Origin of the sequence: Atribacter laminatus, from assembly GCF_015775515.1 — a bacterium.
Taxonomy (GTDB): Bacteria; Atribacterota; Atribacteria; order Atribacterales; family Atribacteraceae; genus Atribacter; species Atribacter laminatus.
This window is the reverse complement of record NZ_CP065383.1, coordinates 1,493,181-1,518,132: the sequence shown is the minus strand read 5'-3', so window position 1 is coordinate 1,518,132 and position 24,952 is coordinate 1,493,181. Positions and strand designations below refer to the sequence as shown.

Annotated in this window: 19 protein-coding genes and 1 pseudogene; 12 read left to right on the top strand and 8 right to left on the bottom strand. The window is 39.7% G+C overall.

Going from position 1 to position 24,952, the window contains the following annotated elements:
• Window positions 1-1,001: 1,001 nt before the first annotated feature.
• A complete protein-coding gene (locus RT761_RS06920) occupies window positions 1,002-1,142 on the bottom strand; it encodes a hypothetical protein (RefSeq protein WP_218113341.1) in 141 nt (46 codons plus the stop codon).
• Between the two features lie 240 nt (window positions 1,143-1,382).
• Here RT761_RS06920 and RT761_RS06915 point away from each other — a divergent pair, with 240 nt between their 5' ends.
• Complete coding sequence (locus tag RT761_RS06915) at window positions 1,383-3,440, top strand: heavy metal translocating P-type ATPase (protein ID WP_218113340.1); 2,058 nt, start codon at window positions 1,383-1,385, stop codon at window positions 3,438-3,440.
• Between the two features lie 277 nt (window positions 3,441-3,717).
• Window positions 3,718-4,842, top strand: coding sequence for an Ig-like domain-containing protein (locus tag RT761_RS06910; RefSeq protein ID WP_218113339.1), 1,125 nt, complete (start codon window positions 3,718-3,720; stop codon window positions 4,840-4,842).
• Between the two features lie 155 nt (window positions 4,843-4,997).
• Here the strand turns inward: RT761_RS06910 and RT761_RS06905 are convergent, their stop codons facing one another.
• Window positions 4,998-6,164 carry an IS481 family transposase gene (locus RT761_RS06905; RefSeq protein ID WP_218110800.1) on the bottom strand — a complete coding sequence of 389 codons (1,167 nt, stop codon included), beginning with the start codon at window positions 6,162-6,164 and terminating at the stop codon, window positions 4,998-5,000.
• 318 nt (window positions 6,165-6,482) lie between these two features.
• On the opposite strand from RT761_RS06905, the gene RT761_RS06900 reads away from it, so the two are divergent.
• The 5 genes and pseudogenes from RT761_RS06900 (at window position 6,483) to RT761_RS06880 (ending at window position 11,531) form a co-directional block, all read left to right on the top strand.
• On the top strand, window positions 6,483-6,662 hold the full coding sequence (locus RT761_RS06900; protein ID WP_218113338.1) for a hypothetical protein: 180 nt from the start codon (window positions 6,483-6,485) through the stop codon (window positions 6,660-6,662).
• Between the two features lie 664 nt (window positions 6,663-7,326).
• Complete coding sequence (locus RT761_RS06895) at window positions 7,327-8,409, top strand: glycoside hydrolase family 26 protein (protein WP_218113337.1); 1,083 nt, start codon at window positions 7,327-7,329, stop codon at window positions 8,407-8,409.
• A 153-nt stretch (window positions 8,410-8,562) separates the two neighbouring features.
• Complete coding sequence (locus tag RT761_RS06890) at window positions 8,563-8,991, top strand: OsmC family protein (RefSeq protein ID WP_218113336.1); 429 nt, start codon at window positions 8,563-8,565, stop codon at window positions 8,989-8,991.
• A 246-nt stretch (window positions 8,992-9,237) separates the two neighbouring features.
• Window positions 9,238-10,299, top strand: a pseudogene (locus RT761_RS06885) (DUF763 domain-containing protein); the annotation flags it as partial.
• Between the two features lie 572 nt (window positions 10,300-10,871).
• Window positions 10,872-11,531: a zinc metalloprotease gene (locus RT761_RS06880; protein ID WP_218113334.1), complete on the top strand. Its 660-nt coding sequence runs from the start codon at window positions 10,872-10,874 to the stop codon at window positions 11,529-11,531.
• Window positions 11,532-11,611: 80 nt separating this feature from the next.
• Here the strand turns inward: RT761_RS06880 and RT761_RS06875 are convergent, their stop codons facing one another.
• Window positions 11,612-11,998 carry a helix-turn-helix domain-containing protein gene (locus tag RT761_RS06875; RefSeq protein ID WP_218113333.1) on the bottom strand — a complete coding sequence of 129 codons (387 nt, stop codon included), beginning with the start codon at window positions 11,996-11,998 and terminating at the stop codon, window positions 11,612-11,614.
• Between the two features lie 352 nt (window positions 11,999-12,350).
• Between RT761_RS06875 and RT761_RS06870 the strand changes: the two genes are divergently transcribed.
• Both RT761_RS06870 and RT761_RS06865 read left to right on the top strand, forming a co-directional pair.
• On the top strand, window positions 12,351-12,773 hold the full coding sequence (locus RT761_RS06870; protein WP_218113332.1) for a DUF3221 domain-containing protein: 423 nt from the start codon (window positions 12,351-12,353) through the stop codon (window positions 12,771-12,773).
• 1,123 nt (window positions 12,774-13,896) lie between these two features.
• A complete protein-coding gene (locus tag RT761_RS06865; protein WP_218113331.1) occupies window positions 13,897-14,709 on the top strand; it encodes a hypothetical protein in 813 nt (270 codons plus the stop codon).
• A 7-nt stretch (window positions 14,710-14,716) separates the two neighbouring features.
• On the opposite strand, the gene RT761_RS06860 is transcribed toward RT761_RS06865, so the two are convergent.
• The 4 genes from RT761_RS06860 to RT761_RS06845 form a co-directional block, all read right to left on the bottom strand.
• A complete protein-coding gene (locus RT761_RS06860; protein WP_218113330.1) occupies window positions 14,717-15,238 on the bottom strand; it encodes a hypothetical protein in 522 nt (173 codons plus the stop codon).
• A 159-nt stretch (window positions 15,239-15,397) separates the two neighbouring features.
• Window positions 15,398-16,558: an MFS transporter gene (locus tag RT761_RS06855; protein ID WP_218113329.1), complete on the bottom strand. Its 1,161-nt coding sequence runs from the start codon at window positions 16,556-16,558 to the stop codon at window positions 15,398-15,400.
• A 70-nt stretch (window positions 16,559-16,628) separates the two neighbouring features.
• Complete coding sequence (locus RT761_RS06850; RefSeq protein ID WP_218113328.1) at window positions 16,629-17,396, bottom strand: hypothetical protein; 768 nt, start codon at window positions 17,394-17,396, stop codon at window positions 16,629-16,631.
• Window positions 17,397-17,823: 427 nt separating this feature from the next.
• Entirely contained in the window at window positions 17,824-19,296 is a 1,473-nt protein-coding gene (locus RT761_RS06845) for an IS1182 family transposase (RefSeq protein WP_218113073.1), read from the bottom strand.
• 314 nt (window positions 19,297-19,610) lie between these two features.
• On the opposite strand from RT761_RS06845, the gene RT761_RS06840 reads away from it, so the two are divergent.
• Both RT761_RS06840 and RT761_RS06835 read left to right on the top strand, forming a co-directional pair.
• On the top strand, window positions 19,611-20,588 hold the full coding sequence (locus RT761_RS06840) for an ADP-ribosylglycohydrolase family protein (RefSeq protein WP_218113327.1): 978 nt from the start codon (window positions 19,611-19,613) through the stop codon (window positions 20,586-20,588).
• Between the two features lie 212 nt (window positions 20,589-20,800).
• Window positions 20,801-21,958, top strand: a complete 1,158-nt coding sequence (locus tag RT761_RS06835; RefSeq protein WP_218113326.1) for an IS256 family transposase — start codon at window positions 20,801-20,803, stop codon at window positions 21,956-21,958.
• A gap of 457 nt (window positions 21,959-22,415) precedes the next feature.
• Here RT761_RS06835 and RT761_RS06830 read toward each other — a convergent pair whose 3' ends face one another.
• The gene (locus RT761_RS06830; RefSeq protein ID WP_218113325.1) at window positions 22,416-22,661 is read right to left on the bottom strand and encodes a hypothetical protein; all 246 of its coding nucleotides are present in this window, start codon (window positions 22,659-22,661) and stop codon (window positions 22,416-22,418) included.
• A 374-nt stretch (window positions 22,662-23,035) separates the two neighbouring features.
• Here RT761_RS06830 and glmS point away from each other — a divergent pair, with 374 nt between their 5' ends.
• On the top strand, window positions 23,036-24,856 hold the full coding sequence (glmS, locus tag RT761_RS06825) for a glutamine--fructose-6-phosphate transaminase (isomerizing) (protein ID WP_218113324.1): 1,821 nt from the start codon (window positions 23,036-23,038) through the stop codon (window positions 24,854-24,856).
• Window positions 24,857-24,952 lie beyond the last annotated feature (96 nt).

The following is a 24,952-nucleotide window of genomic DNA, read 5'->3' as shown; positions in this document are numbered from 1 at the left end:
ATGACGATTCAGAGTTCCTTCTCCCTAAATGAGAGAAGATGAGGATGAGGGTGAGAGCCCAGGATAAGATCCTGGTGAGTTACTTAATATGAGTTACCTATAAAAAATCATTCTGGTATTTTCAGGATAGACCCTCATGCTGCCTAGCAGCACCAGATGAGGATGAAAATACTTACCCAGAAATCGTTTCCCCCTTTAGAAAAGGGGGTGAGGGGGATTTGAATTTTTTAGTAACTAATTGAATCCCTCTTAATTTCCCTTTATCCAAAGGGAGAGGATTAACTAAGATTGAGCATGAGAGATTGCCACGTCACTTCGTTCCTCGCAATGACGATTCAGAGTTCCTTCTCCCTAAATGAGAGAAGATGAGGATGAGGGTGAGAGCCCAGGATAAGATCCTGGTGAGTTACTTAATATGAGTTACCTATAAAAAATCATTCTGGTATTTTCAGGATAGACCCTCATGCTGCCTAGCAGCACCAGATGAGGATGAAAATACCTATCTAAATCCGTCATTGCGAGGAGCGTCTTGTGCGACGTGGCAATCTCTACCATCCACTTAGTCATTCTGAGGAGTCCGGTGTTTTTGCCGGACGACGTAAGAATCTCATCATTTAAAGTATTTATGAAGAAAAAGCTTAAAAGATGAGATCCTCACGCCCTCAAAAAGCGAGGGCTCAGGATGACCGATTAAAGGCACACCCCCCTTTATCCCCCCTCAATGGGGGAATTTATAAGATGGTATTTTCAGGATAGACCCTCATGCCAGTTGTGTGGTATTAGATGAGGATGAAAACCAAGACTCGACATGCCATGGCATCTCGCTACATTAATTAAAGAATGGGCACAATTCATTGTGCCCCTATATTTTATAATTATTTATAGGGGCCTGATTTATCATGCCCGTTGGTTTTCAGGATAGAATTCCCTAATTATACTTGGATTTTACTTACCTATTTCGGCTTTTTTCAAGAGGCAAGAAAGTCAGGATTCATAAATATTCAAAATAGTATAACTCCAATAATCACCATCATCACTTGACCAGGAATGTTTTTCAAACCCATCCCATAGCGGAGTAAGCGCATGAGAATGAGTTCTAAACAAACACCAACTGCTAAGGCGATAAAAATTGCCAACTCCATTTTCACTAATCAATACAAAGGTTTTTCAACAATGGAGATATATATCACGAAACCATTATTACATTTAATAAGAAAAGCATGAAACCAAAAGACTTTTTAAATGTAATATTGTAAAAAAAAATATAATTTAACAATTGCTTATAACTTTTATCAGAATAATGCTGCTCATTTTGGGTTATTTAATTTAAATAGTTCTACTGGATGTATCTCACACCATGAGTGATTGGAGGTGAGTTAACTATGAACCATAGAAATCACCATCTTTCTTCAACAGAATGGCCAAATAATAAAAAATTTAGCCAATCGTCTCCTACTCATCACACCAACCACAATCAGCATGCTGGTCATGATGTGAAAATGTTTCGGAATAAATTTTGGGTAAGTCTAATCATTTCCATACCAGCACTTCTATGGGATCCAATGATCCAACAATGGTTTAAATATCAATCACCCTCTTTTCCTGGTTCCACTTTTATTCCTGCTCTTTTTGGAACCATCGTCTTTATCTATGGTGGCTGGGTGTTCCTCCAGGGAGCGTTTGGTGAGCTCTCAAGGAAGACCCCGGGAATGATGACCCTTATTGCGCTGGCTCTCAATGTTGCGTTTTTTTACAGTATAGCGGTGATGTTGGGTTTGAAAGGGCATACTCTCTGGTGGGAGTTGGCAACCCTGGTCACGATTATGCTTCTCGGGCACTGGATTGAAATGAGGTCAATCTCTCAAGCTCAGGGGGCACTCCAAGAATTAGCCAAACTATTACCGGATACCGCGGTTCTTCTCACTGATGATGAATCGACTCAAGAAGTACCAGTTGAACAATTACAAGAAGGAGACTTCATATTAATTCGCCCTGGAGCGAGCATCCCTGTCGACGGGATGGTACATAGCGGTAAGAGCTCAGTCAATGAAGCCATGATTACCGGTGAATCGAAACCGGTCGGAAAAAAGGAAGGCGATAAGGTCATCGCCGGTACGGTAAACGGTGAAGGCTCTCTTCGGGTGAAGGTTGTTGGAATTGGCGAAAAGACAACTCTCGCTGGAATCATGCGGCTTGTTGAACAGGCGCAATCTTCCCGTTCTCGTGCTCAAGCGTTAGCTGATCGGGCAGCTTTTTATCTCACTTTAGTGGCAATTGGATCAGGTTTGATCACCCTCATTGGCTGGCTACTCTCTGGAACCAGCCTCGATTTTACGATTACTCGCGTGGTGACTGTGTTAGTTATTGCTTGTCCCCACGCTCTGGGATTAGCGATCCCACTGGTGATTGCCATTTCCACAACTCTGGGAGCTCGCAATGGTCTTTTGGTTCGTGACCGTCGAGGATTAGAAGAAGCCAGAAATCTTGACATTGTGGTATTCGACAAAACCGGTACTTTAACAATGGGTGAGCATCGGGTAGTCCAAACCGTAACCGATAAAAGTATAGGCAACGAAGAAGCTCTGCGCCTTGCGGCAGCAGTCGAGAGAGATTCCGAACACCCTATTGCCAGAGCTCTTCAAAAAAGTGCCGAAGCAATTGGGGTTGAAATTCCTCGTTCTCAAAACTTTCGAGCCATTCCAGGACAGGGGGTGCAAGCTCAAGTAGAAGGCCGCGAAATTCAGGTTGGAGGACCATCACTTTTAAAGAATAATAATTTGAATATTCCGAAAGAATTCAATGAGGCAGCTATTCATTTCGGTGAATCTGGGCAAGCGGCAATTTACTTGGTTGAAGGAGAAAAAATTCTTGCGGTATTTGCCATAGCCGACGCCATTCGTCCCGAATCGTATGAGGCTATTCACAATCTACACCAGTTGGGTATTCAATCAGCGATGTTAACCGGAGATTCCGAGGCGGTTGCTGAAACAGTGGCCAAGGAATTAGATATTAACCTGGTTTTTGCCCAAGTTCTTCCCGAAGACAAAGCCAAGAAAGTCCAAGACTTACAAAAACAAGGGAAAAGAGTTGCCATGGTGGGAGATGGCGTAAATGATGCGCCAGCTTTGGTAACCGCTGATGTCGGAATCGCTATCGGTGCTGGAACTGACGTTGCCGTCGAAGCCGGTGACGTGGTACTGGTTCGCTCTGATCCTCGTGATGTCCCACGAATTGTAACCCTCAGTAAAGCATCCTACCGGAAGATGAACCAAAACCTTTGGTGGGCGGCAGGATATAACATTATTGCCATTCCGCTTGCTGCAGGAGTTTTAGCCTGGGCTGGGATTATCCTGGCTCCGGCAATTGGTGCAGTACTCATGTCGTTGAGTACTGTGATAGTTTCAATTAATGCTCAATTGCTAAAACGTATTAAACTCTAATTTTAAAACCTGTGAATAAATTGACTGAAGAGAAATTGTACGGATTACTCCCTTTTTTTCCCAAAACCATAAGCCAGCTTCTGAGAAAAGGAATTTTATATTGTTAAGCTATTGAGTTAAAATAATGGAGGGAAAGATCTTTAAGTAAGAAAACGACTTATAGTATATTTATATAATGATATTTTTTCGATAGAGGTAATCTTTTAATAGAAAAACATGAGGATGCTTATATATCACTGTTTATTATAATCCAATTTTGAAGAGCAAGGAGGTACCAATGAGTAGAAGAAAAATTTTACTCACTGGAATTTTGGTTGTAGCTTTAGTGGTTTGTTTATTAACCACTCAATCAATTTTTGCCCAAACAAAATTTAATTTAAATTCCGATATATATCTTTCTATTCCCCGATCTCATTCGGTGAATATTTCGATTGATCGAGGACAAGATTCAACTTATTTTATTGATGATCCAATCATAATTCGCTATGGAGCAAGAAAAACTGGTTATATTAATATTTTTGATTACTCTCCCGATGGAAGTGTTTTATTGTTAGTAAAAAACCAGGAAATCATTGCCGGTTCGAATTTAATATTGAATAGAAAAGTTAAAGGACCAACGGGTATTGAACGATTGATAATCCTTTTCACCCCAAAACCAGTTGGGGAAAATGAATTAAAAGTATTTATCGAATCACCTCACCAGAGTAACCGATATTTTCCTCTTTCATTCGTAAACCATACCCATTTCAATGTTGCCGATCGGAATCCACGAGCCCCAAATATAACTCTTGAACCTTCTCAATTTATCATTGAACCAGGTTCTTGCTATGACATAACCGCCCAACTTACCTTTCACAACGGTCAACCTGTTCAAAATAGCCCTGTGGATTGGTCAACCGACTATGGAACGCTGAATACCAAATCCAATCTAACAGATAATAACGGCAAAGCTAAGGTCACTTACCAAGCTCCCGAATCAAGCCAAATAAAAACCGCTGTCATAACGGCTTTTTCACCTGGTCATGCTGGAATACCGCCTACAAGCGCGAAAGCAATAGTGAATATTACAAGTAGGACTCGTTCTACTGAAATCATTGTAAGCCCTTCGAGTTTTTCTTCTCAACCTAGAGAAAATATTCAATTTACAGTAACCCTTCAGGATACTTGCGGTAACCCAATCAGCGACAGAACCCTTTATTGGTCTTCAAATATCGATAATTTGAACGAATCATCAGCAATAACCAATATCTCAGGACAAGTTACAATTTCTTTTATCGCTCCTGAAGTAAATGAAGAAACACCTATTGACTTAACAATAGAATTTCTTGGGGCAAACGGTCTATGCTCTTCTAAAATTACCATTTCTGGAAATATAAAACCGGTTTCCTCAATTACTCCTTAATCTATTTAACCTTAATGAGGAAATTTTTTATTGGTTGAATTGAAGAGATTGCCAGGTCGTTCCACTCCTCGCCACGACGGTGCTTAGATCCTTCTCTCTTGTGTACGAACGGGGACATAGGTTACACTTTAGTCTAAGGACATAGGTAACACTTTTTAATCATCTTGAATCTCCGTTGATTCAAAAGTAAGGGTCTTTTTATCAATTATACCAATATCATAGGTAGAGAAACTAACTAACCAGGAATGAGTATAGTCTTTGAATCCGAGAAGTTCACCAGCAAAGACTTTACTGATTCTGATCAGACGGTTGCCATAAAGAGAAATCCGTCCTGAGGAATCGACTTTACGAGTGAGCGTATGATGAGGATATTCACAATCACTTAAGGTTTTTGGATAGGGCCGGTCACTTTTGTGGTACCAGGAAGCTGGGGTTTCTTGGTTGATTGCTTCATGGGGTCGTACGGTGTTATAGATGGTTTTAAAGGTTTCAAAGCGGTCTTGTTGGGTGAAAAGATTGGTGGCTGGTTTTTGACAGGCCTCTTCTTTTAAGGTGCGGTGCATCCGTTCATGACGGCTATTTTGTTCTGGATGTCCCGGATCAATGCGCTCTAAGATGATGCCGAGTTTCACTAACCACACCGAGAGTTGAGTGAGTCCAAAGGGAGAGTGAAGAGAAGCAAAGGGACTCCCGTTATCACTGCGGATCACCTGGGGAAGACCATATGTGGAAAAGCACTCTTTGAAGACCGGAAGGGATTCTTGAATGCTGGGAGAGGAAAGAGCTTCACAGGCAAGGAGATACCGGCTATAGTGATCGGTGATGGTTAAAGGATAACAGTATTTCCGATCTTGGGTTCGAAATTGTCCTTTAAAGTCGACACACCAGATCTCATTGGGTTCATGGCTGGTTCGAAGTTGACTGGTTGGCACACTTCTTCTCAATCGACGAGGGTGTGATCTCACCAGTCCATGGCGAGATAAGATGGCACTGATGGTACTGATTGCTGGAAAGACAATATCGGGATACTGTCTTTCCAAGGCGGGCTTGAGCTTTTTAGCTCCCCAACTGGGATGCTTGAATTTGGTATCCAGAATCATTTGCTCGGTCAGGGCATCAGTTTGACCCGCCAGGTGATGAGGACGTCGGGATTGATCTTTAAGTCCATCCAAACCAAAGGCTTGAAAACGATGAATAAACTTATAGGCGGTTTTTCGAGAGATTCCATATTCTCGACACAAATCTGTCACCTTTTCCTTGTTGAGATAACGATAAATCAATTCTTGTCTGAGATCCACTTTGTGTACCTCCGTCCATGGCATAAGGCATTCCTCCTTATGCCAGTAGTATACAAAGTGTTACCTATGTGTCAGGAACTTTCTGTTACCTATGTGTCCGGATCATACCTTGATGGGAGAAGGTGAGGGGTAATTATAAGCTCTCACCACTCACTTCTCACTCTATTTTCCAGATTAGAATAACAAAATATATACTAAACCTACATTTTTCCATTATTTTTTAGGTCTTATTCCTCATATTCGACTTCAAAAAATAGTCTCTTAGGAGCAAAAAATGGGAATTCTTTCCTATAGAAATATTATTTCATTCAGTTAATCTATATTATAAGGAGGGGAGAGACAATGAAATTGGAAAATAAGGTTTTTAAAACCAAAGGGGAAGCCTTATCGAATGCTATTGCAATGAATCTCATTGATTTTGAAGTGATTCCAGATCGAGACAATACCGGGAAGATAGTTTATCGTATTGATTTTTTTCAAAATGACTACTCCATTAATAGCTATAACTTTGAATATTTATAAATCAATTTAAGAGATTTTTCATCCTTCATTAAATCCATTAAGCTTTGAAGAACTGATTTTTTACCTCTCAACTTATTAATAAACTGAGATTCAAGGCTCACAAACTTTGCGTAAATATTCATTATTGAGATAATGAGTCAGATATCAGAGTGTATTTTTTAACCCTTAGTGCTTTCTTGTATCACAAAAAAACATCCTTCTAAAAAATCCCGCTTAAACACTTTTCTTATCTTCCAAAAACAAGAGCTAATTAAATCAAATCCCTACTTTAGTATTTTTTTCTGTAGGGGCGTAATAAATTACACCCGACTAATGTAGCGATATGCCATAGTATGTCGAATCCTGGGTTTTGATGCTCATCTGACACCGCCGTAGTCATTCTAAGGCTTCACCTGGTGAAGCCGTGAAGATCTCATCTGACGCTGCCGGCGTCATCCTGAGCGGTGCTTTTCCGCGTGAGGATCTCATCCTTTAATATTTTCCTTTGATTTTTTCACCTTCTTCCCCTCGCCCCCTCGGTCTTTTCGTCCTCAATTGGTGCCGTTTTACGGCATGAGAGTTCATTCAATTAAAAGTTTAATAATACTTAATAGAGCCGCTTGGTCTTTTTCCTCTTAATGGGAGTAGAATAAGGTGAGAGCATATTTAAAAGGAGGGCAAAAATATGGGATTGATTTATAAACATTCCCGTTTGCTTGGATTCCTTTTGATTACTTTTCTTTTCTTCAACTTCGCTAACGAAGGATTTGCTCAAAAACCAGCAAAAATTAGTCTTCCCCCTTCAGGCTATTTATATCATGGTGTCTATCCCGGCCCCGAGGACTTAAGTGGAGAAGAAAATCTTATTACACTGAAAAGTTTGGAGCTTTACGAAACAGCGGTGAGGAAAAAAGCGGCCTGGATATATTTTTCTCACGAATGGTCTCAAGGTGAGGATTTCCCCGTTGATACTATTTCCTGGATTCAAGAACACGGATCGGTTCCCTTTATACGACTCATGCTTCGTTATAAACCACAACAAAATATCAAAGAAAGAGTTTATACCCTCGATAAAATAATTCAAGGGGACTTTGATGAAACTCTGCAAGCTTGGGCTATTGCTGCTCTTAATTATCAGGATCCACTAATCGTCGAATATGGAACCGAAATAAATGGTGAGTGGTTCCCCTGGAATGCTAAATGGTATGGAAAAAAGAAGGGAGCTGAGAAATTTAAGCAAGCCTATCGTCATATTATCGACGTAATGAGAAATGAAAAAGCCTACAACATAACCTGGGTTTACCACGTCAACAACTTAGACTTACCTGATGAGGAATGGAATCGTTTGGAAAAATATTATCCTGGTAATGATTACATTGATTGGATTGGTGTAAGTATATATGGAGCTCAAACACCCCTGTCCGATGATTGGCCAATATTTCAAAAAGCATTGGATGCGGTCTATCCGCGATTGGTTGAACTTGCTCCAGATAAACCGATTGTAATTCTTGAATTTGCTATGACTTCTGGGCATCCCCATGGTAACCAAGCTCAATGGACAAAAGGTGCTTTGGAAAACCTTTGCCTGAATCGCTGGCCAGCAGTGATTGGTTTTTCCTGGTGGAATGAGGCCTGGGAAAATGATGATGACCCTGCTCATAATACCAATATGCGAGTTCAAGAAAATGCTGGACTAACTCAAATATTCCAAAAATATGTTGGTGAGAATGATCAGGTTTTAGACAAGTTGATCTTGGAATATCGCTAAATATTACTGTTTATCTCATTTTTTCAAAAAATTTCTTTTTTAATGATTTTCATATGAATAAAATTTGGAAATTCATTTCAGCTTCAAAGAGTGAAATAATCATCAGTTTTTAGTGTTTAACCTAATAAAACCTAAAGTTAAGGAGTGATCAAAATGTTAAATAGAACAGCTCAAGCAATCTGGGAAGGAAACCTTAAAGATGGACGGGGAACCATGGAATTCGGAGGAGGCGCTTTCAAAGGAAATTATTCTTTTGCCTCTCGTTTTGAAAATGGCAAAGGCACCAATCCTGAAGAATTAATTGCTGCTGCCCATTCCGGATGTTTCGCCATGGCTTTATCCCATATGCTGGCCGAAGCTGGATTTACCCCTGAACGGGTTTCGGCTACAGCAAAAGTGAGTTTGGAAAAAGTTGATGACGGTTTCAAAATCACCGCTAGTCACCTCGATTGTATTGCAAAAGTTCCAAACATAAGTCAGGAAAAATTCATGGCTATCGCCGAAGATGCAAAAAAAGGATGCCCGGTGAGCGTTTTACTCTCTAACATCAAAATTACTCTTAATGCTCGCCTCGAAAACTAATTAATTATTAAATAGTAATAAAGGTAATATTTCCTTCTTGTCTTTTCCTGTCAAATAGTAGTGAGGGAGAAGGGATCAGATTCCTCCCCTCAACCATTTTGAGATTATAATTATTAAGAGTTTGGATTGTTCTTTTCTCTTGACGTGAGGAGGCAAGGAGGAAGATATAATAATTACTAGTTCCAGGTTTTAGTTCAAGGATTTTGAAGGGAGATTATATAAATTATGCGAACCGGGGTAGCCAATTTACCGCTTCACTCAGGGAAAGCCCCAGCCTGGCTATTTCAAAGAATGGTGAAACTTTCTCGGGAAATCATCACTCTCATGGTATATGAATTCGGAACTCGTGAAACTTTAAAAAAATTTTCCGATCCTTATTGGTTTCAAGCCCTCGGTTGTGTTTTGGGCTTTGACTGGCATAGTTCAGGTGTTACAACCACGGTTTGCGGAGCGGTTAAAGAGGGGCTACGAGGACTCCAATCGGAACTCAAATTAGTAGTAGCCGGAGGGAAAGGGGCTGCATCACGCCGTACTCCTGATGATATTCGTCAATCAGCTGAAATAATATCTCTGATTTCCGATGCTGAAATATTAGTATATAATAGCAAATTGTCAGCAAAAGTTGACAATACCGCAGTACAAGACGGCTACCAGCTATACCATCACACCTTTCTTTTCAACCAAGAAGGCGACTGGACAGTCGTCCAACAGGGAATGAATGATACCAACGGTTGGGCTCGTCGCTATCATTGGTATTCACCTACCCTCTCATCCTTTATTAACGATCCACACGCGGCTGTTTGTGCTGACCACCGTGGAAACATTCTTCTGAATATGGTTGCTGGCGAAGCCGAGTCGAATCGTCGAGCAGTTGCTCATCTTTCTAAGGAAAAACCTGAAAAAATTGAAGCTGAAGCCAAAAACATAATTGAATGTAATTTGACTCGCCGGCATCCAGTTACTCTTGGAGATCTTAACCCTCGCTATTTTCATAAAATACTTCTTAAAACCTACGAGCGTCAACCAAAAAACTTCCAAAGTTTATTGGAAATTGAAGGCGTTGGACCCAAAACTATTCGAGCTTTGGCACTCATCGCCGAACTTCTCTATGGTACGCCAATTAGTACCCGTGATCCGGCACGGTACAGCTTTGCCCATGGAGGGAAAGATGGTTATCCCTATCCCGTTGATCGCCCTAATTATGATCGTTCCATAGAAATAATGAAGCGGGCAGTTGAACAATCTCGTTTAGGTAATCAGGAAATTACCAATGCCATTAAACGTCTTCAGCACTTTTACCAATTCTAATCAACTTAATTAAGGTTCATTTTTTACAGTCTTCAATCTGGGACTTTACAAAAATCATTTGGGTTTTAAAGCTCATCAAAACAATCTAAAAGTCCTATTAAAATACTCTCTTTACTTTATAAAATAGAGTAGATAGTTATCTTAATCAATGAGTCGTTAGAAGTGAGATGTAAGTCGAACAAAAGAAAAAACAAGTGATGATAAAAACGACAATCTGGTGTTTCTTTTCTGAAAGACCTAAAGGTCTCATTCTTAAAAAGAATATTGAATTAAAAAAAGAAAAAAATGAGATCCTCACGCGGAAAAGCACCGCTCAGGATGACGAATGTGGTGTCAGATGAGATCCTCATGGTTTCAAAAAACGAAGCCTCAGGATGATAACCCATGAGATTGAAACATCACGAGGCTCCTTGCAATGATGTCTTCATACTCCTTCTCCCTTGGTAGGAGAAGGCTATGACAAAAAAGTTTTTACTAACTATTCTCAGCATACAAAACTCTCTTAATGCTTTAAATCAACCTTTATAATCACTCTGGAAAAAGCATCCAAACTTTATTAAGGTTGTGTTCTTATGAAAAACAAGTGCATTTTAATTATCATCATGGCATTATCCCTCTTGACAACTCTATCCAGTTGTTCAGTTTACTACTTTGGGTTCCCGCCAAATACCCAAAATGCTTCGCCAGAAATATTGGAATATGTTAAAAAACACTTTTATAATTGCGGTCAAATAACCAGGTGGAATGATGGCTACATTGATGTTTACGATGAAACTAACTATAAAAGGATACCGGATGTACTGCAGGTTTGGAACGAAGTAATTGGGGGTTCGACTATTTTTCAACTAAGTGAAAATCCTAATAGCCCAGTCCATATATTGAATCAAAACGGAGTGTTTTATGAAGGTGAAGAAGTATGTGCGTTAACCATTGACCAAAATTGCATCAATGGTTGGAACCGCGAAACCAAAGTTATCATCAATTCCAATCCAAATTTGTTATACAACAAATTTAACGTTTACCTGCATGAATTCGGCCATGTAATTGGTTTTGATAACCATACCATTGGCGACAATGATATTATGGGATACACAGCATCAACCTGTGTAATTCCAGAAATAATGGTAGCAGCGGTACGATATGTGTATGGAGTCAAAATCGATTATAATATGGAATTCACAACCGCTAACTCTCCAAACCTGGAAATCATAGCTGCTAGTGGATTGCCATAAAATTCATTCAACTGTCTCTGTTTAACAAATGAAACTTCTTTTCGATGATTGGATTATTTAGAATAGGATAAAAAATCAATTCATTCTTTTTTCCCTACAAACCATTCAACCATCCTTTTTACGGCACCACGATTATCTGGTGGTTTATCCTCAGGAAAAGCTTTGGAAGTTAATTTCTCAACCAAACTTCGGCAGTTTTTCAATTCTTCTTCTAAAAATGAAATTCGGTCTTTCATTTCCTGATATAGCTTGTCATCCACTGGTTTTGGTTTGATAACTTTAGGAGCTTCTGCCTTCGTCTCGCTTTTACCCTTATCAGCCAGGTAACTCTGTACAGCCTCTACGGGAATACGATATACACCCTTTTCTTTTTCAGCCGATAGCTTTCCAATTTTTATTAAGCGTCTTACTGTTCCTTCCGATACACCAGTAGCTTTTGCAGCTTCTCGTATGGTATAACTTGCCATATGATATTCTCCCTCCTTTTTTTATAAAATAACTTTCTTTAACTTTTTAGTCAATAGGGTTAAGAAACATATGTTTTAGTAAGTACTAAATTATTAAAATAGGAGAAGATTTACTAAGATTCTTTCAACATTTAATAACACACAGTTAATAGATTAGACTTTGTAGGGGAAATTTGTTAAAGTTAAATAACAAGCTCTATAAAGCTCAAAGTATTAATCAAAATTTTATATTATCTTATATTTTTTTAAATGATTCATCAATTTGTATGTTTAAACCATTGCAATAGCTTAAAGATAAATAAATTAACTTAGGGTTTCAACCCATCATAGCTAATATTAAGGAGGATTTGTTATGAACTCTAAAAAACATATTGCTCTTTATATTATACTATTTTTTTCTATTTTCCTTTTTACCGGTTGTTGTCCAAACCAACAATTCCCACCCAATTCAGATGACCAAGTTGATATTCGTGGAACTATTCTCAATATTGTTCCTACTCAAGTTAAATCTGATATTTTAGGAACTATATATGTGGAAGGCCCTCTCTATGAAGATACTTCTTACGATAAAGCTTATATATCAATCACCTCTTCAACCCAAATTTTTAAAATTGACAATCTACTTTCTTCTAGTAGTCAATTCATTCCTATTCCATTTATTGAACTGCAAACTGGGATGATTGTTGAAGTGACATTCACAGGGCCTGTTTTAGAATCCTATCCGGTTCAAGCTACTGCAAAAAAAATCGTAGTGTTTGATACTTTCGCTCAATAAATGCTTTAATTTTCAATATTTTTGGATTATGTTATATACCTTCATGCTTGCTTAAAAACGAAAGGCTTTAAAAACTCGAGTTAAAAAGCTGAATTTACTCTTCAGGCAGGAAATTATTTTTCATTCCAATTTATTACTGATCTTGGTTGGAATTCGTAAAACATTCATTTTATCAAACTTAAAAATTTCATGCGGGCATGATAAATCAAGCCCCTACAAAAGATTATATAAACATAGGGTACAATGTATTGTACCCTATGTTTATATAATGTAGCGATATGCCATGGCATATCGAATCTTGGGCTTTGATCCTCATCTGAAATCGCAGGTACCATTCTGAACCCTCGTTTTTCGAGGGCGTAAGGATCTCATCTGATGCTGCAGGCGTCATCCTGAGCGGTGCATTTCCGCGTGAGGATCTCATCTTTTGGTTATTACTAAATGAGATTGCCACGTCGTCTAACCAAAAGACGGTTAGATTCCTCGCAATGACGGAGCAGTAAAAAAATCAGATCCCCCTAACCCCCTTTTCTAAAGGGGGAAATTGATCGACATACAATTTTTTCATTGTGATCTGGTGCTGCGAAAGCATCATGAAGGTCTATCCTGTAAATACCATCTTATAAATTCCCCCATTGAGGGGGGTTAAAGGGGGGTGTGCCTTTAATCGGTCATCCTGAGCCCTCGCTTTTTGAGGGCGTGAGGATCTCATCTTTTAAGTTTTTTCTTCATAAATACTTTAAATGATGAGATTCTTACGTCGTCCGGCAAAAACACCGGACTCCTCAGAATGACTAAGTGGATGGTAGAGATTGCCACGTCGCACAAGACGCTCCTCGCAATGACGGATTTAGATAGGTATTTTCATTCTCATCTGGTGCTGCAAAGCAGCATGACGGTCTATCCTGAAAATACCATCTTATAAATTCCCCCATTGAGGGGGGATAAAGGGGGGTGTGCCTTTAATCGGTCATCCTGAAACCTTTTCCCTTCTCATTTTCTCCCCCTCGCCCTCTCGGTTTTTTAACCCCCATCAGATGCTTTACAGAACATGAAGCTCTTACCTATTTTAATAAAATGTGAAATAATAATAGAGCAAAACATAAAGTAAGGAGGGTTTAAAATGGAAGCCATTCAAAGTAGGAATTCAATGAAGATTATTACAAGTATCACTTACTTGCTCATGGTCATTACTAACGCCCTGGCCAATATTCTGCCCATAAACCGAGTAAATACCGGTCAGGTATCCGATTCCTACCCGAATCTTTTTGCTCCAGCAGGTCTCACTTTTTCAATCTGGGGTTTGATTTATGTCTTGCTGGCACTTTACACACTTTATCAAATTGGCTTATTTCAAGGTGATAAAAAGACCATCAAATTCGAATTACTGCAAAAAATAAATATATTGTTTACAGTTTCTTCAATTGCCAATGTATTATGGATTTTTTCTTGGCATTATTTTTTAATTCCACTTTCACTATTTTTGATTGTAGTTATTCTCATTTGTCTAATCCGTATTAATCAGATGACCAGCCAAGAAAAATTTACATCAAAAGAAAAGATACTTATCAGGATTCCTTTCAGTGTTTATTTTGGCTGGATTACTGTAGCAACTATTGCCAATGCTACAACTCTTCTTGTTGATTTTGGTTGGAAGGGATTCGGAATATCAGAGTCAATTTGGGCAGTTTTGGTTATCATTATCGGGATGCTGATTGGATCAGTTACTTTATTCAAGAATAGAGACATTGCCTATGGTCTCGTTTTGATATGGGCTTATTTGGGAATATACATTAAACATTCATCAATGAGCGGATTTTCTAATCAATACCCGGCAGTTATGTATACCGTTATTACCTGCATAGCTATTTTTGCAATAACTATCCTCTATTTGTTATTTTCTAAGAAGAAAGCGGAAATTCATCACTCCCAATAATAAACATTCATTCAGTTTCTTTAAAAAACAATCGTTGCAATTCACCAAACAATAATGCATCGTGTATTTCATCTTCAAGGGTGTGTTCTTCTATTCCCATTTTCCACCAAAATCGTTGCTGCTCCTCTGTTAGAATGTGACCAGAGCTTCCTAAACGAGGATTGGACTGAAAATATTCATGGATTTGGTTTATATCGAAAACATTTAAAATTCTTTTGACCATTTCCTGCTTGGCTCGATTGGTTTCATCAATCACTCTTTTTAACCGCTGGTATTCTTGATCCAGATCTATTCCATAATCACCGAAAACTGAATGAACTTTTCGTTGTGGTTTGTAATCTGATCGTCTTCTTTTCTCTTCAATCTGCTGAAGTTTTAAAAGTGAGTTATTGTGCGTAATAAGAAGATTATAAAGCTTTTCTCCTATAACATAGCCCAATGCCTTGGTGATTCCATAGCGTCTTTCGATATTCCGAGCCGCTTCTACCCAAAGTTCTGGTTGGTTTTCATAAGCAAAAATTGAATACACCCTGACTCACCTACTCATCTGCAAAAATACATCGTAAATATTTAATTTATATAAAATGGCTGCGGGCTTGATAAATCAACTCCCAGTAAAAAAAATAGACTGCCGAGAAACCAATTTAACGCAGCTGATTTATGGCTTAACCCTAGCCAATCCAGAGTATTAACCCTGTATTCTTTTCTTTAAATAGTTAAATGATAAGACTGACAAGAAAAACATGATGATTGTGGAAATAAGGGGAACGAAAAGACCCACTTGTAAACCGGCATACTCAGAAACCAAACCCATACCAAGAGGCATGAGCATTCCACCAATTCCACCTGCAGCAGTTAGAACGCCCGAGATTGTGCCACTATATTGAGGGAAAATAGAACCGGCTTGAGCCATAACGGTTGGATAGATCCCAGATAAAAAGAAACCTAACAAAATAAAGATTATTACAACTGGATTGATTGCTTGAATGGTAAAAACAAGTGCAAAAAATACTGCCGAACCTAAACTCAACAAAACCAAAGTTCTCGAGTAACCCACCTTATCTGAGATTAAACCGGTTAAAAGTCTCCCAATTGTTAAACCGATAAAAAATAAAGAAAGAGTAAACGATCCGATCGAATGAGATACGTTTCGTGTGTTAATTAAATAGGTAGGAAGCCAACCAGCAATTACTTGTTCGGCTCCCACATAGACAAAAAGAAGCAATAAGAGTTGGATAATAATCCTATTCTTCAATAACATGGTAACATCTGAAAATCTCATTGTTTCTTCTTTACCCACTTTTGATAGATGAATGGGAAATAATAAAAGGAAAAATAGAATCGGAAGACACGCAGTAAAGAGAAAGGCCAGTCTCCAATTTAATAAAGACGCAGAAGCAAAAGTAAAAATGAGCGGTCCACTCAACGCTCCAATTCCAAAGCACATATGGAGTAACCCTAAACCAATTCCTTTTTGATCTCCTGATATATCGATAAACAAACCATTCAATCCACCATCTAAGGCTCCCACTCCTGTTCCAATAAGTGCTATTGAAAAAAAGAGCGCGATTTCATTTCTCCCCAAAATAAAAGCTATTAAGCCCGAAGCCATCAAGGTCGCACCAATAAGCAGAAAAGGTTTCTTACCAAAAAAATCTGACGCTACTCCAGACGATAAAACCGAAATAAAATAAAATACACCTTGTACAAAAAAAAGAGCCCCTACAAGCGAGAAGCTCATCCCAAATTCATTTATTAAACTGGGAATAGCCGGACCAATTATCGTGTTTGCAAGGCCTAATGAGACAAATCCCAGATATCCAACAAAGTGTGTTTTAGTGAAAGTCATAATAAATCATTCCTACTTATGACAACTATATTCTTTTAAAAGTTAAGGAGATTATTAATTAAGAAAGATCTTAGAGCTCAAAAGGTGGCTCATTTAAAATAGAACTAATTAGGCTTATAATATGATTCACTTTCCCCACGTCACCACTGATATTTAACCAAATGGCTCCTTCTGCCCCACCAACTCCTCCACTGGCAACCAGATCACATTTTACTCCCGAAAGGAGCGATATTGCATCTATTTCAGTAAAAACTTCTCCTGGGATCGTTAAAATCCGTGGTCCTGACGATTCGGAAGCATTCATTCTGGTAACTATTTCATCCAGATTCCCAAAAATCCGTTTTTCTAAACCAACTGGAATAATCAAGCGCACTCGCTTGCCAATAACTGCCTTCAAAGCAGTAACTGCAGTCCCTCCTTCTGGGTGACCAACAAGGACTGCTGCTCGCTTTCCCAAAACATCAAGGGCATTTGCCCCTTTTAAAATTACATCTCCTTGCTTCATTTCATCAATGACATCAGAAATGGTTTTCCCTTTTAACCATTTGCCACGAACAATAACCACATCGCCTGGGAATCCACTTTCATCCAGCCGCCTTCCTGTCTCTGACATCAATTGAGCTGGTGGAAGTACAATACCTCGATAGAAGCATTTACGATTAAAACCATCGGATTGCCCAAGCATCGCCAATATTTCCTCAGCAACATATCCGTTGGTTGTCCCAGCCACAATCACAACCATACCTGAGTAAAGCGCTGATTGTATATCAGGATGAGCCGCTATGGCTTTGGCTATCAATCTTTTCCCTGCTGCTGGTGTCAGAACAACCTGAGCCATTCTATTCTCTCCATAAGTATATTTTATTATTAGGATAATCTCTCGAATTGGTATTTAGCAGTTCGTTTCCAGTTCTCCGTTCATTATATCGTAATCTAATTTTATTACCATAATTTTAAATTTTGTTAATACATCTTTTAAACAAAAAAATTGATGACCCATATAAATATTTCATTTTTTATAAATAAACCACAAACTTTCATAACACATTATGACACCAGATGAGGATGTAAAAAAACTGAGGGGAAAAGGGGGAGAATGGGCGAGGGGGATTTGAGTTTTTTACTGCTCCGTCATTCAGGCTGTGTCACATCTGTCACTATCTAGCCGTAATCTTTCGTAGATTCAAAAAATTTCAGATAAAAGTTAAGCTAAGAATAGATCTCGGCTGGTATTAGACTCGATCTTAGCTAATTCTGGTTGGTTTTTATCCGATACCCCCTAAAGAGGTGGGATATTTCCCTCCTATCTCTTTCAAGAGACTCACTAAGGTGGTTACCCCGAGGAGGGTGATCATCCGAACCAGGTTAAAACAGGTCCCAAAGAGTGACGCTTCGGCTTTGACTCCTGGCAGGCCTCTTAAGAGGAAGGCATTCACACCTAAGTTACGTTTGATATGTCCAAAGGGAAGCTCGACTTTGGCTTTTCTTTTTCGGTAAATTGCTTGGGACTCAGGCTCTTTATACTGGGCCTCGAACTTTTCTCTGAGTTCTTCATTCGCCAGTCGGATGACTTTCCTCCCGTGTTGAGAGGAAGTACAAACCCCATAATGGGGACAAGCTAAACAGATTTTCTTGGCTGAGATCAGATAGTGTTTATGACCGTTTTTTTTATTCTTATTAAGATGAGAAAAGGTGAGTGTGTGTCCTTCGGGGCAGATATAGCAATCATGGATCTTATCATAGCTAAACTGGTCTTTGGCAAAAGGAGACGGTATTTTTTCTGAGGCCTGTCTTTGGGAGGGAACGACGACTTTGATCCCTTGCTGGTCAATTTTCGCTAATTCCGTGGTCGAGGCATAACCGGAATCAGCACAGGCGACCTGGCACTTATGCTCTAAGAGTGCATTGGCTTGGTTGATCTGTTGGCTGAACTGATTGAGGTCGTTATTCTCACTGACGACATCAGCGGAGAGAATCAGACCATGCTTTTCATCGACGACGCTTTGGACGCTGTAGCCGGCATGAGTTCCAGCAAGACTATTGATCCGGGTACAGTCCGGATCAGTGGTGTTCAGGGATGTTTGCTTTTTGGTTTCCAGTTCTTTTAAGATACCCTGGACTTTGGTCTTTAAGACGTCTTGGTCTTGTAATTCCTGATCCATTTTGACCAAAGAGCCACACCCCTTTTCAGCCTCATCGACCGTCTCACACTGGTTGAGGATAGTGGCGATGCGTTGATCGATGTTGTTGAGGACTTTTTGAATCTTTTTCTTATCCCAGCTCTTTTTGATGGAGGCATTGGCTTTGAATTTGCTGCCATCAACAAAGAGAGTGTTGCCTTCGATCAGATTGAGCTGGATACACATCTTCGCACACTGTTTTAAGATGTCAGCTAACTGAGAGCGGTTTTTTCTTCTGAATTCAGCAATGGTCTTATGGTCGGGTGTGAGCCCTGAGGTCAGCCAGATAAAGGAGAGGTTATGATGGTTCGCTCGTTCCAATTTTCGGGAACTCCGGATCCCATAGGCATAGCCATAGACCACAAGTTTCAACATCACCTTGGGGTGGTATTGGGGGTTCCCGGCTTGGTGGGGATCCAGGTTCAATCCCAACTTTTCAAGATCGAGTGCTTCGACAAAGGCATCATAGGCTCTGACCGGATCATCGAGAGGAATGTAGTCTTCGATACTCGACGGGAAGAGTTGGAGTTGGTTTCTATTCGCATATCGATATGCCATGATCGGGGTATCCTTTCTTGACTCTCATACTTTTATCTTACCCTTTTATTGTACCATATTATGGGCTAAATGCCTTGTAGAATAAGGATTTTATTGAGTTTTTAGTTATTATTTTTGTTCAAAAAAACCGATAATTGTGACACAGTCTGATTGCGAGGAGCGTTTTGTGCGACGTGGCAATCTCTAATTGGATAATTTTCATTCATTCTGGTATTTTCAGGATAGATTTAATAAAATGTACAAACTAATCTATTATAAATAGATTGAATAATTCACAGATGCATTGGATAGAATTAAAAGCTGAGGATAAAATAATGATTCAACACCAAGAATTGAATAGTGGACGAAAAGATAAGGGTTTCATTGCTCGTGCCCAAGGCTGTTTGCTCGGTCAGCTTGCTGGTGATGCCTTGGGAAGCTTGGTTGAGTTTCAATCACCGGAGGAAATCAAACTCCTGTATCCTAATGGTATCCATGAACTTGCTGATGGAGGCACCTGGAACACTATTGCCGGTCAACCAACCGATGACTCAGAGATGGCTCTCATGTTGGCTCGAATGCTGGTCCGTGTAGGCAAATATGATCCTAATAAAGCTCGAATAGCCTACCTTTATTGGTTACAGTCAAAACCCTTTGATTGCGGAAGAACTGTATCAAGCGGGTTAAAAGGATATCCCAATCATGAAAGCCAAGCCAACGGATCTTTAATGCGGATTAGCCCTTTGGGAATTTTTGGAGTGAACTATGATCTGGAAGAGGTCGCTGAATGGGCAAGACAGGATGCAACAATCACCCATCCTCACCCTGTCTGTCAGCAAACCAATGCACTATTCACCATGGCTATTTCTCAAGCTATTCGTACTGGATGTGGGAACCAAGAACTTTATGAACAAATCGAAGGTTGGTCTATAAAGATGAAAATTGATGAAAGTCTACTTGATACTGTCCATGGAGCTGCTCTATCTCCTCCAAAAGACTATATATCTCAGCAAGGTTGGGTATTGATAGCTTTTCACAATGCTCTTTGGCAACTACTTCATTCCCACAATCTAGAACAAGGCGTGGTAGATACGGTCATGAGGGGTGGAGATACCGATACCAATGCTGCCATTTGTGGCGCTTTACTTGGGGCTGTTTATGGCCGTAATGCTATTCCTGACCAATGGCTTAAAACTTTGCTCAACTGCCAACCTGCTGCTGGACTTCCTCAGGCACTCCGTCCTCGTCCGGAATGTTTCTGGCCAGTCGATGTGCTGGAGTTGGCTGAAAAGTTAACCTTATTTAGGGAATAAACTAAAAAAACAAATTGAAGAAAAGAAGACTTGATTTCTTTACTAATTATATTTTGAAAAAAATTCTAAGATAACGTATACTAAAGTTCGCAATTTCGCACCTTGAAAAAAGCCACCGGAGACTCCAAAATGAAGGTTGCATATAATACAAAACTTCATCGAGGAGGAATATCCGATGGCTCAAAATAATCATACACCATATCTTTTAAAAAATGCTCATTGGTTTCATGACTGAACCTGATCCACTCTATGCCATGTTAGAATGGCTGACCAATGAACTCATGAAACTGGAAGCTGAAAACAAAGTTGGAGCTCACAAGGGAGAACATTGTCCCACCCGAACCACTCATTTCTCTGGAACCCGAGTCAGACGATTTGATACGAGGTTAGGAACCATCTACCTTCTAGTTCCAAAACTCCGTAAAGGAGGCTATATTCCTTTTTTTGTGACCGAAAGGAAACGCTCGGAGCAAGCCCTCCTCCAGGTGGTTCAAGAAGCCTTTATCAATGGTGTCTCCACCCGAAAGATGGAGCGCCTTGCTCAAAGCTTAGGGATTGAGTCCCTCTCTGCTGGTCAAGTATCAGAAATCACCAAAGACCTCAATGAACAAGTGGAATGGTTCCGTACCCGTCCTCTGGAAAAAGAGTACCCAGTCATTTGGGTTGATGCCCTCTACGAAAAGGTTCGCTGTGAAAGACACATCATCAGCATGGCCATTGCTGTCGTTCAGGGTCTGACAAGTGAGGGAAACCGAGAGATCCTGGCGGTCGAACCCATGTTTGCTGAATCAGAAGACACCTACACTCATCTCTTTGAACAGCTTAAAAGACGAGGAGTGGAAACAGTCTGGCTGTGCATCTCCGATGCTCATACTGGACTGAAAAATGCCATTCAGAAATGTTTCCTAGGATCAAGTTGGCAACGGTGTAAAGTACACTTTATGCGAAATATATTAGTCCATATCCCTCATAAAGAAAAAGAATCTTTTGCCGCGAAACTGAAACAAATATGGTACCAGCCTGACCAAGAGTGTGCCAAGCAATATGCCCATTTAATCATCCAGGAATACCAAGACCGTTTCCCCCAGGCCATTGCTCTTTTAGAGGAAGGACTGGAAGACTCGTTACAATTCCTGGCTTTCCCTCACCTTGACCAACGAAAGATCTCCTCGACCAATTCGCTCGAACGAGTTCATAAAGAGATTCGTCGCCGCACCCGAGTGGTAGGGATCTTTCCTACCACTGATTCCTATCTCCGGTTGGTCACCAGTTATCTCATTGAGTATACTGAAGATTGGGTGAGTAGTAAAAAGTACATTAGTTCTGAAGCCATTACCAAGCAACAAGTAGAGCTTCTAAAGATAGCCTAAGGAAAAAAAGAAAGTCAAAAGAAAAAAAGAGGCTGTGGATAGATGGACAACCCTGCGGGTTGACCACGGATCCACAGCCCGACGACTCATGAATAGTTATTCACTAAAATACCAGAAAGAATTGACCAAATAGAAAGATTGTATTCTTCTCTTTGTTTATTTTCCATATTCATAAAAAGGAGGTGAATAAATCGAGTCATTTTTCAAAGAGAGATGGCTTTTCATTCAAGTAAGGTCATCTCTGTGTTTAAAAAGAGTCTCCGGTGTTTGCTAAGAGTAAATTGCGAACATTATTTGACACATACAATTCTAAAGGTAAAAGAAGGTTATCGTAATGGAAAAAGAAGAAATATTCATTGAATTCAAATGATAATATTTAGAAATTTCAAAGTAAAGCCCTAGCCAACAAGAATTCATTAAGCTCAGTTACACCAATTTTCCCTTATCTCATAAACCATTAATCGGAATTCTTTTTATAAAAAGCCCAAAATTCTCTTTCTTCTCTTTTCTTACGCAGTCTTATCCATGAGTTCAAACCATTTTTTGAATCGCCAAAAGGACAACCAACATTTTTGTAATCAGTATAAAAAGCACTATCTGCATTCAACGTAACCGGTATAAATGCTTTATAGGAGTTTTCAAAAAAGTACTTAACTTCATAAAAAATCCCTTTAATTTTTTTGAGACATCCCATATAATTCATAACTTCCCCCACTCCTCATCATTTAAAACCTTTTGCTTTGTGACTTTATCCCAAAATAGCATGGGTTTATTATCTCCCATATCCTATATTATATTTTCTCACTCGTTCTTTTATTAAATTATACACCTTCCCATTGATAGTTTTACTTTCTATCTCCGATACTTCTCGATCACTGGCCTAAAATTATCATTCATATACCAGTTAAAACTATAAAAACTTTAAAATATAGGCTTCGGATATTTTTTATTTCTTAAAGTAAATGATAGAAAAATTCAAGAATCAAGACTTGATCCTCTGGATTCGTATTCACTTTTTTACCTTTTATATATTATTATAGAGACCGATTAAAAATCATTAACTCAGGAGATTCCTCTATGTGCGGCATTATTGGATATGTAGGTCAAAGAGAAGTTATTTCGATTTTATTAAATGGTTTAAAACATCTTGAATACCGAGGTTATGATTCAGCCGGAATTGCAGTTGATGAAGATGGGACAATGAAGACCTTTCGAAAAACCGGGAAAATTACCGGGCTCGATACCTTATGTAAGGGTCATCATGGACAATCCTACCGGGGAATTGGTCACACCCGCTGGGCAACTCATGGAGCTCCTTCAGAAACAAACGCCCATCCTCATCTTGATTGTCAGCGACGGATTGCAGTAGTTCATAATGGTATTATTGAAAACTATCGACAGCTTCGAAAGGAACTGGAAGAATCAGGACACGTGTTTTTATCTGAAACTGATAGCGAAGTCATCGCTCATCTCTTAGAGGGAGAAGGAACACCTTTCGAGCGCATTCAAAAGGCGGTTAAAAGGCTGCAAGGGTCCTATGCCCTTTGCGTTCTGTTCCTCGATGAATTAAATACCCTCTATGGGGTAAGGATGTTCAATCCACTTATCATGGGGATTAGTGAGGGAGAATGCTTTTTAGCATCTGATTTACCAGCCTTTTTGGATACCACCAGAAAGGCGATTTACCTGGAGGATGGTGAGGTTGCTCGGATAACTCCTACTTCTTGGGAGGTGAAAGATTTTTCTGGAAAATCAAAAACCTCCAAGACCATTACCTCTATTCCATGGGATCCTCTCACTGCCGAAAAAGGTGGATATAAACACTTTATGCTCAAAGAAATTCATGAGCAGCCCCAGGCCTTGGAAGACACCATCTTAGGACGAGTTGATGGAATCACCGGACAGGTAAGGTTTGACGAGCTCGAAAACTTTTCTCTTGAAACAGTGGAACGGGTGATTATTACCGCTTGCGGCACTGCCTGCCACGCTGGGATGATTGGAAAATATTCAATTGAACATCTGGCAAAAGTCCCAGTAGAAGTAGAATATGCTTCGGAATTTCGTTATCGTCAACCTCTTTTGAACGAAAAAACCCTCGTTATCTGTATTTCCCAGTCGGGTGAAACCGCCGACACCCTCGCAGCGGCACGACTCGCGAAGGACAGTCATGCTCGAGTGCTTTCGATTTGTAATAGTATGGGAACCTCCCTCACCCGGATTGCCGATTGGACTCTCTATACCCGAGCTGGGATTGAAATCGGTGTCGCTTCTACCAAAGCGTTTACCTGCCAATTGGCAGTCTTGTTTCTCCTCGCGCTCTATTTAGCACAGCAACGCAAAACCATAGAAAATGAGTGTATTCTTTACCAGGTTCAATTCCTCCTTACTCTCCCCCGCCAGATGAATGAACTTCTGAAAATATCTGATCATATTCACGAGCTCGCTCGAGAGTATTACCTCTACCATGACTTCCTTTACTTGGGACGGGGAGTGTGCTATCCACTGGCGTTGGAAGGCGCTTTGAAGCTCAAAGAAATTTCTTATCTCCATGCCGAAGGGCTAAGCGCCGGAGAAATGAAGCATGGGCCAATTGCTCTCATCGAACCGGATGTGATCAGCGTAGTTCTTTTGGGAAGAGGGATAACTGGAGTAAAAACTCTTGCAAATATTGAAGAAATCAAAGCTCGAAAAGGGAAAGTCATCGTCATTTCCCATCCTGAACATCTTGAAGTGATTCCTCCGGTTGAAAAGCTTCTGGTTATTCCTGAAACCAGCGAATTTCTCGCTCCATTATTGCTGATCATCCCCCTTCAACTGTTTGCCTATTATGTTGCTCTGGAAAAGGGATCAGATATCGATCAACCCAGAAATTTAGCCAAAAGTGTCACTGTTGAATAAAGAAGCGAAATACAAATAGAAAAAGAGGGAGTATCTTCGATTGGATCACTTTTTAAACCGAACCGGAAACAAAGATCCTATTCTATCCTGCTCTAT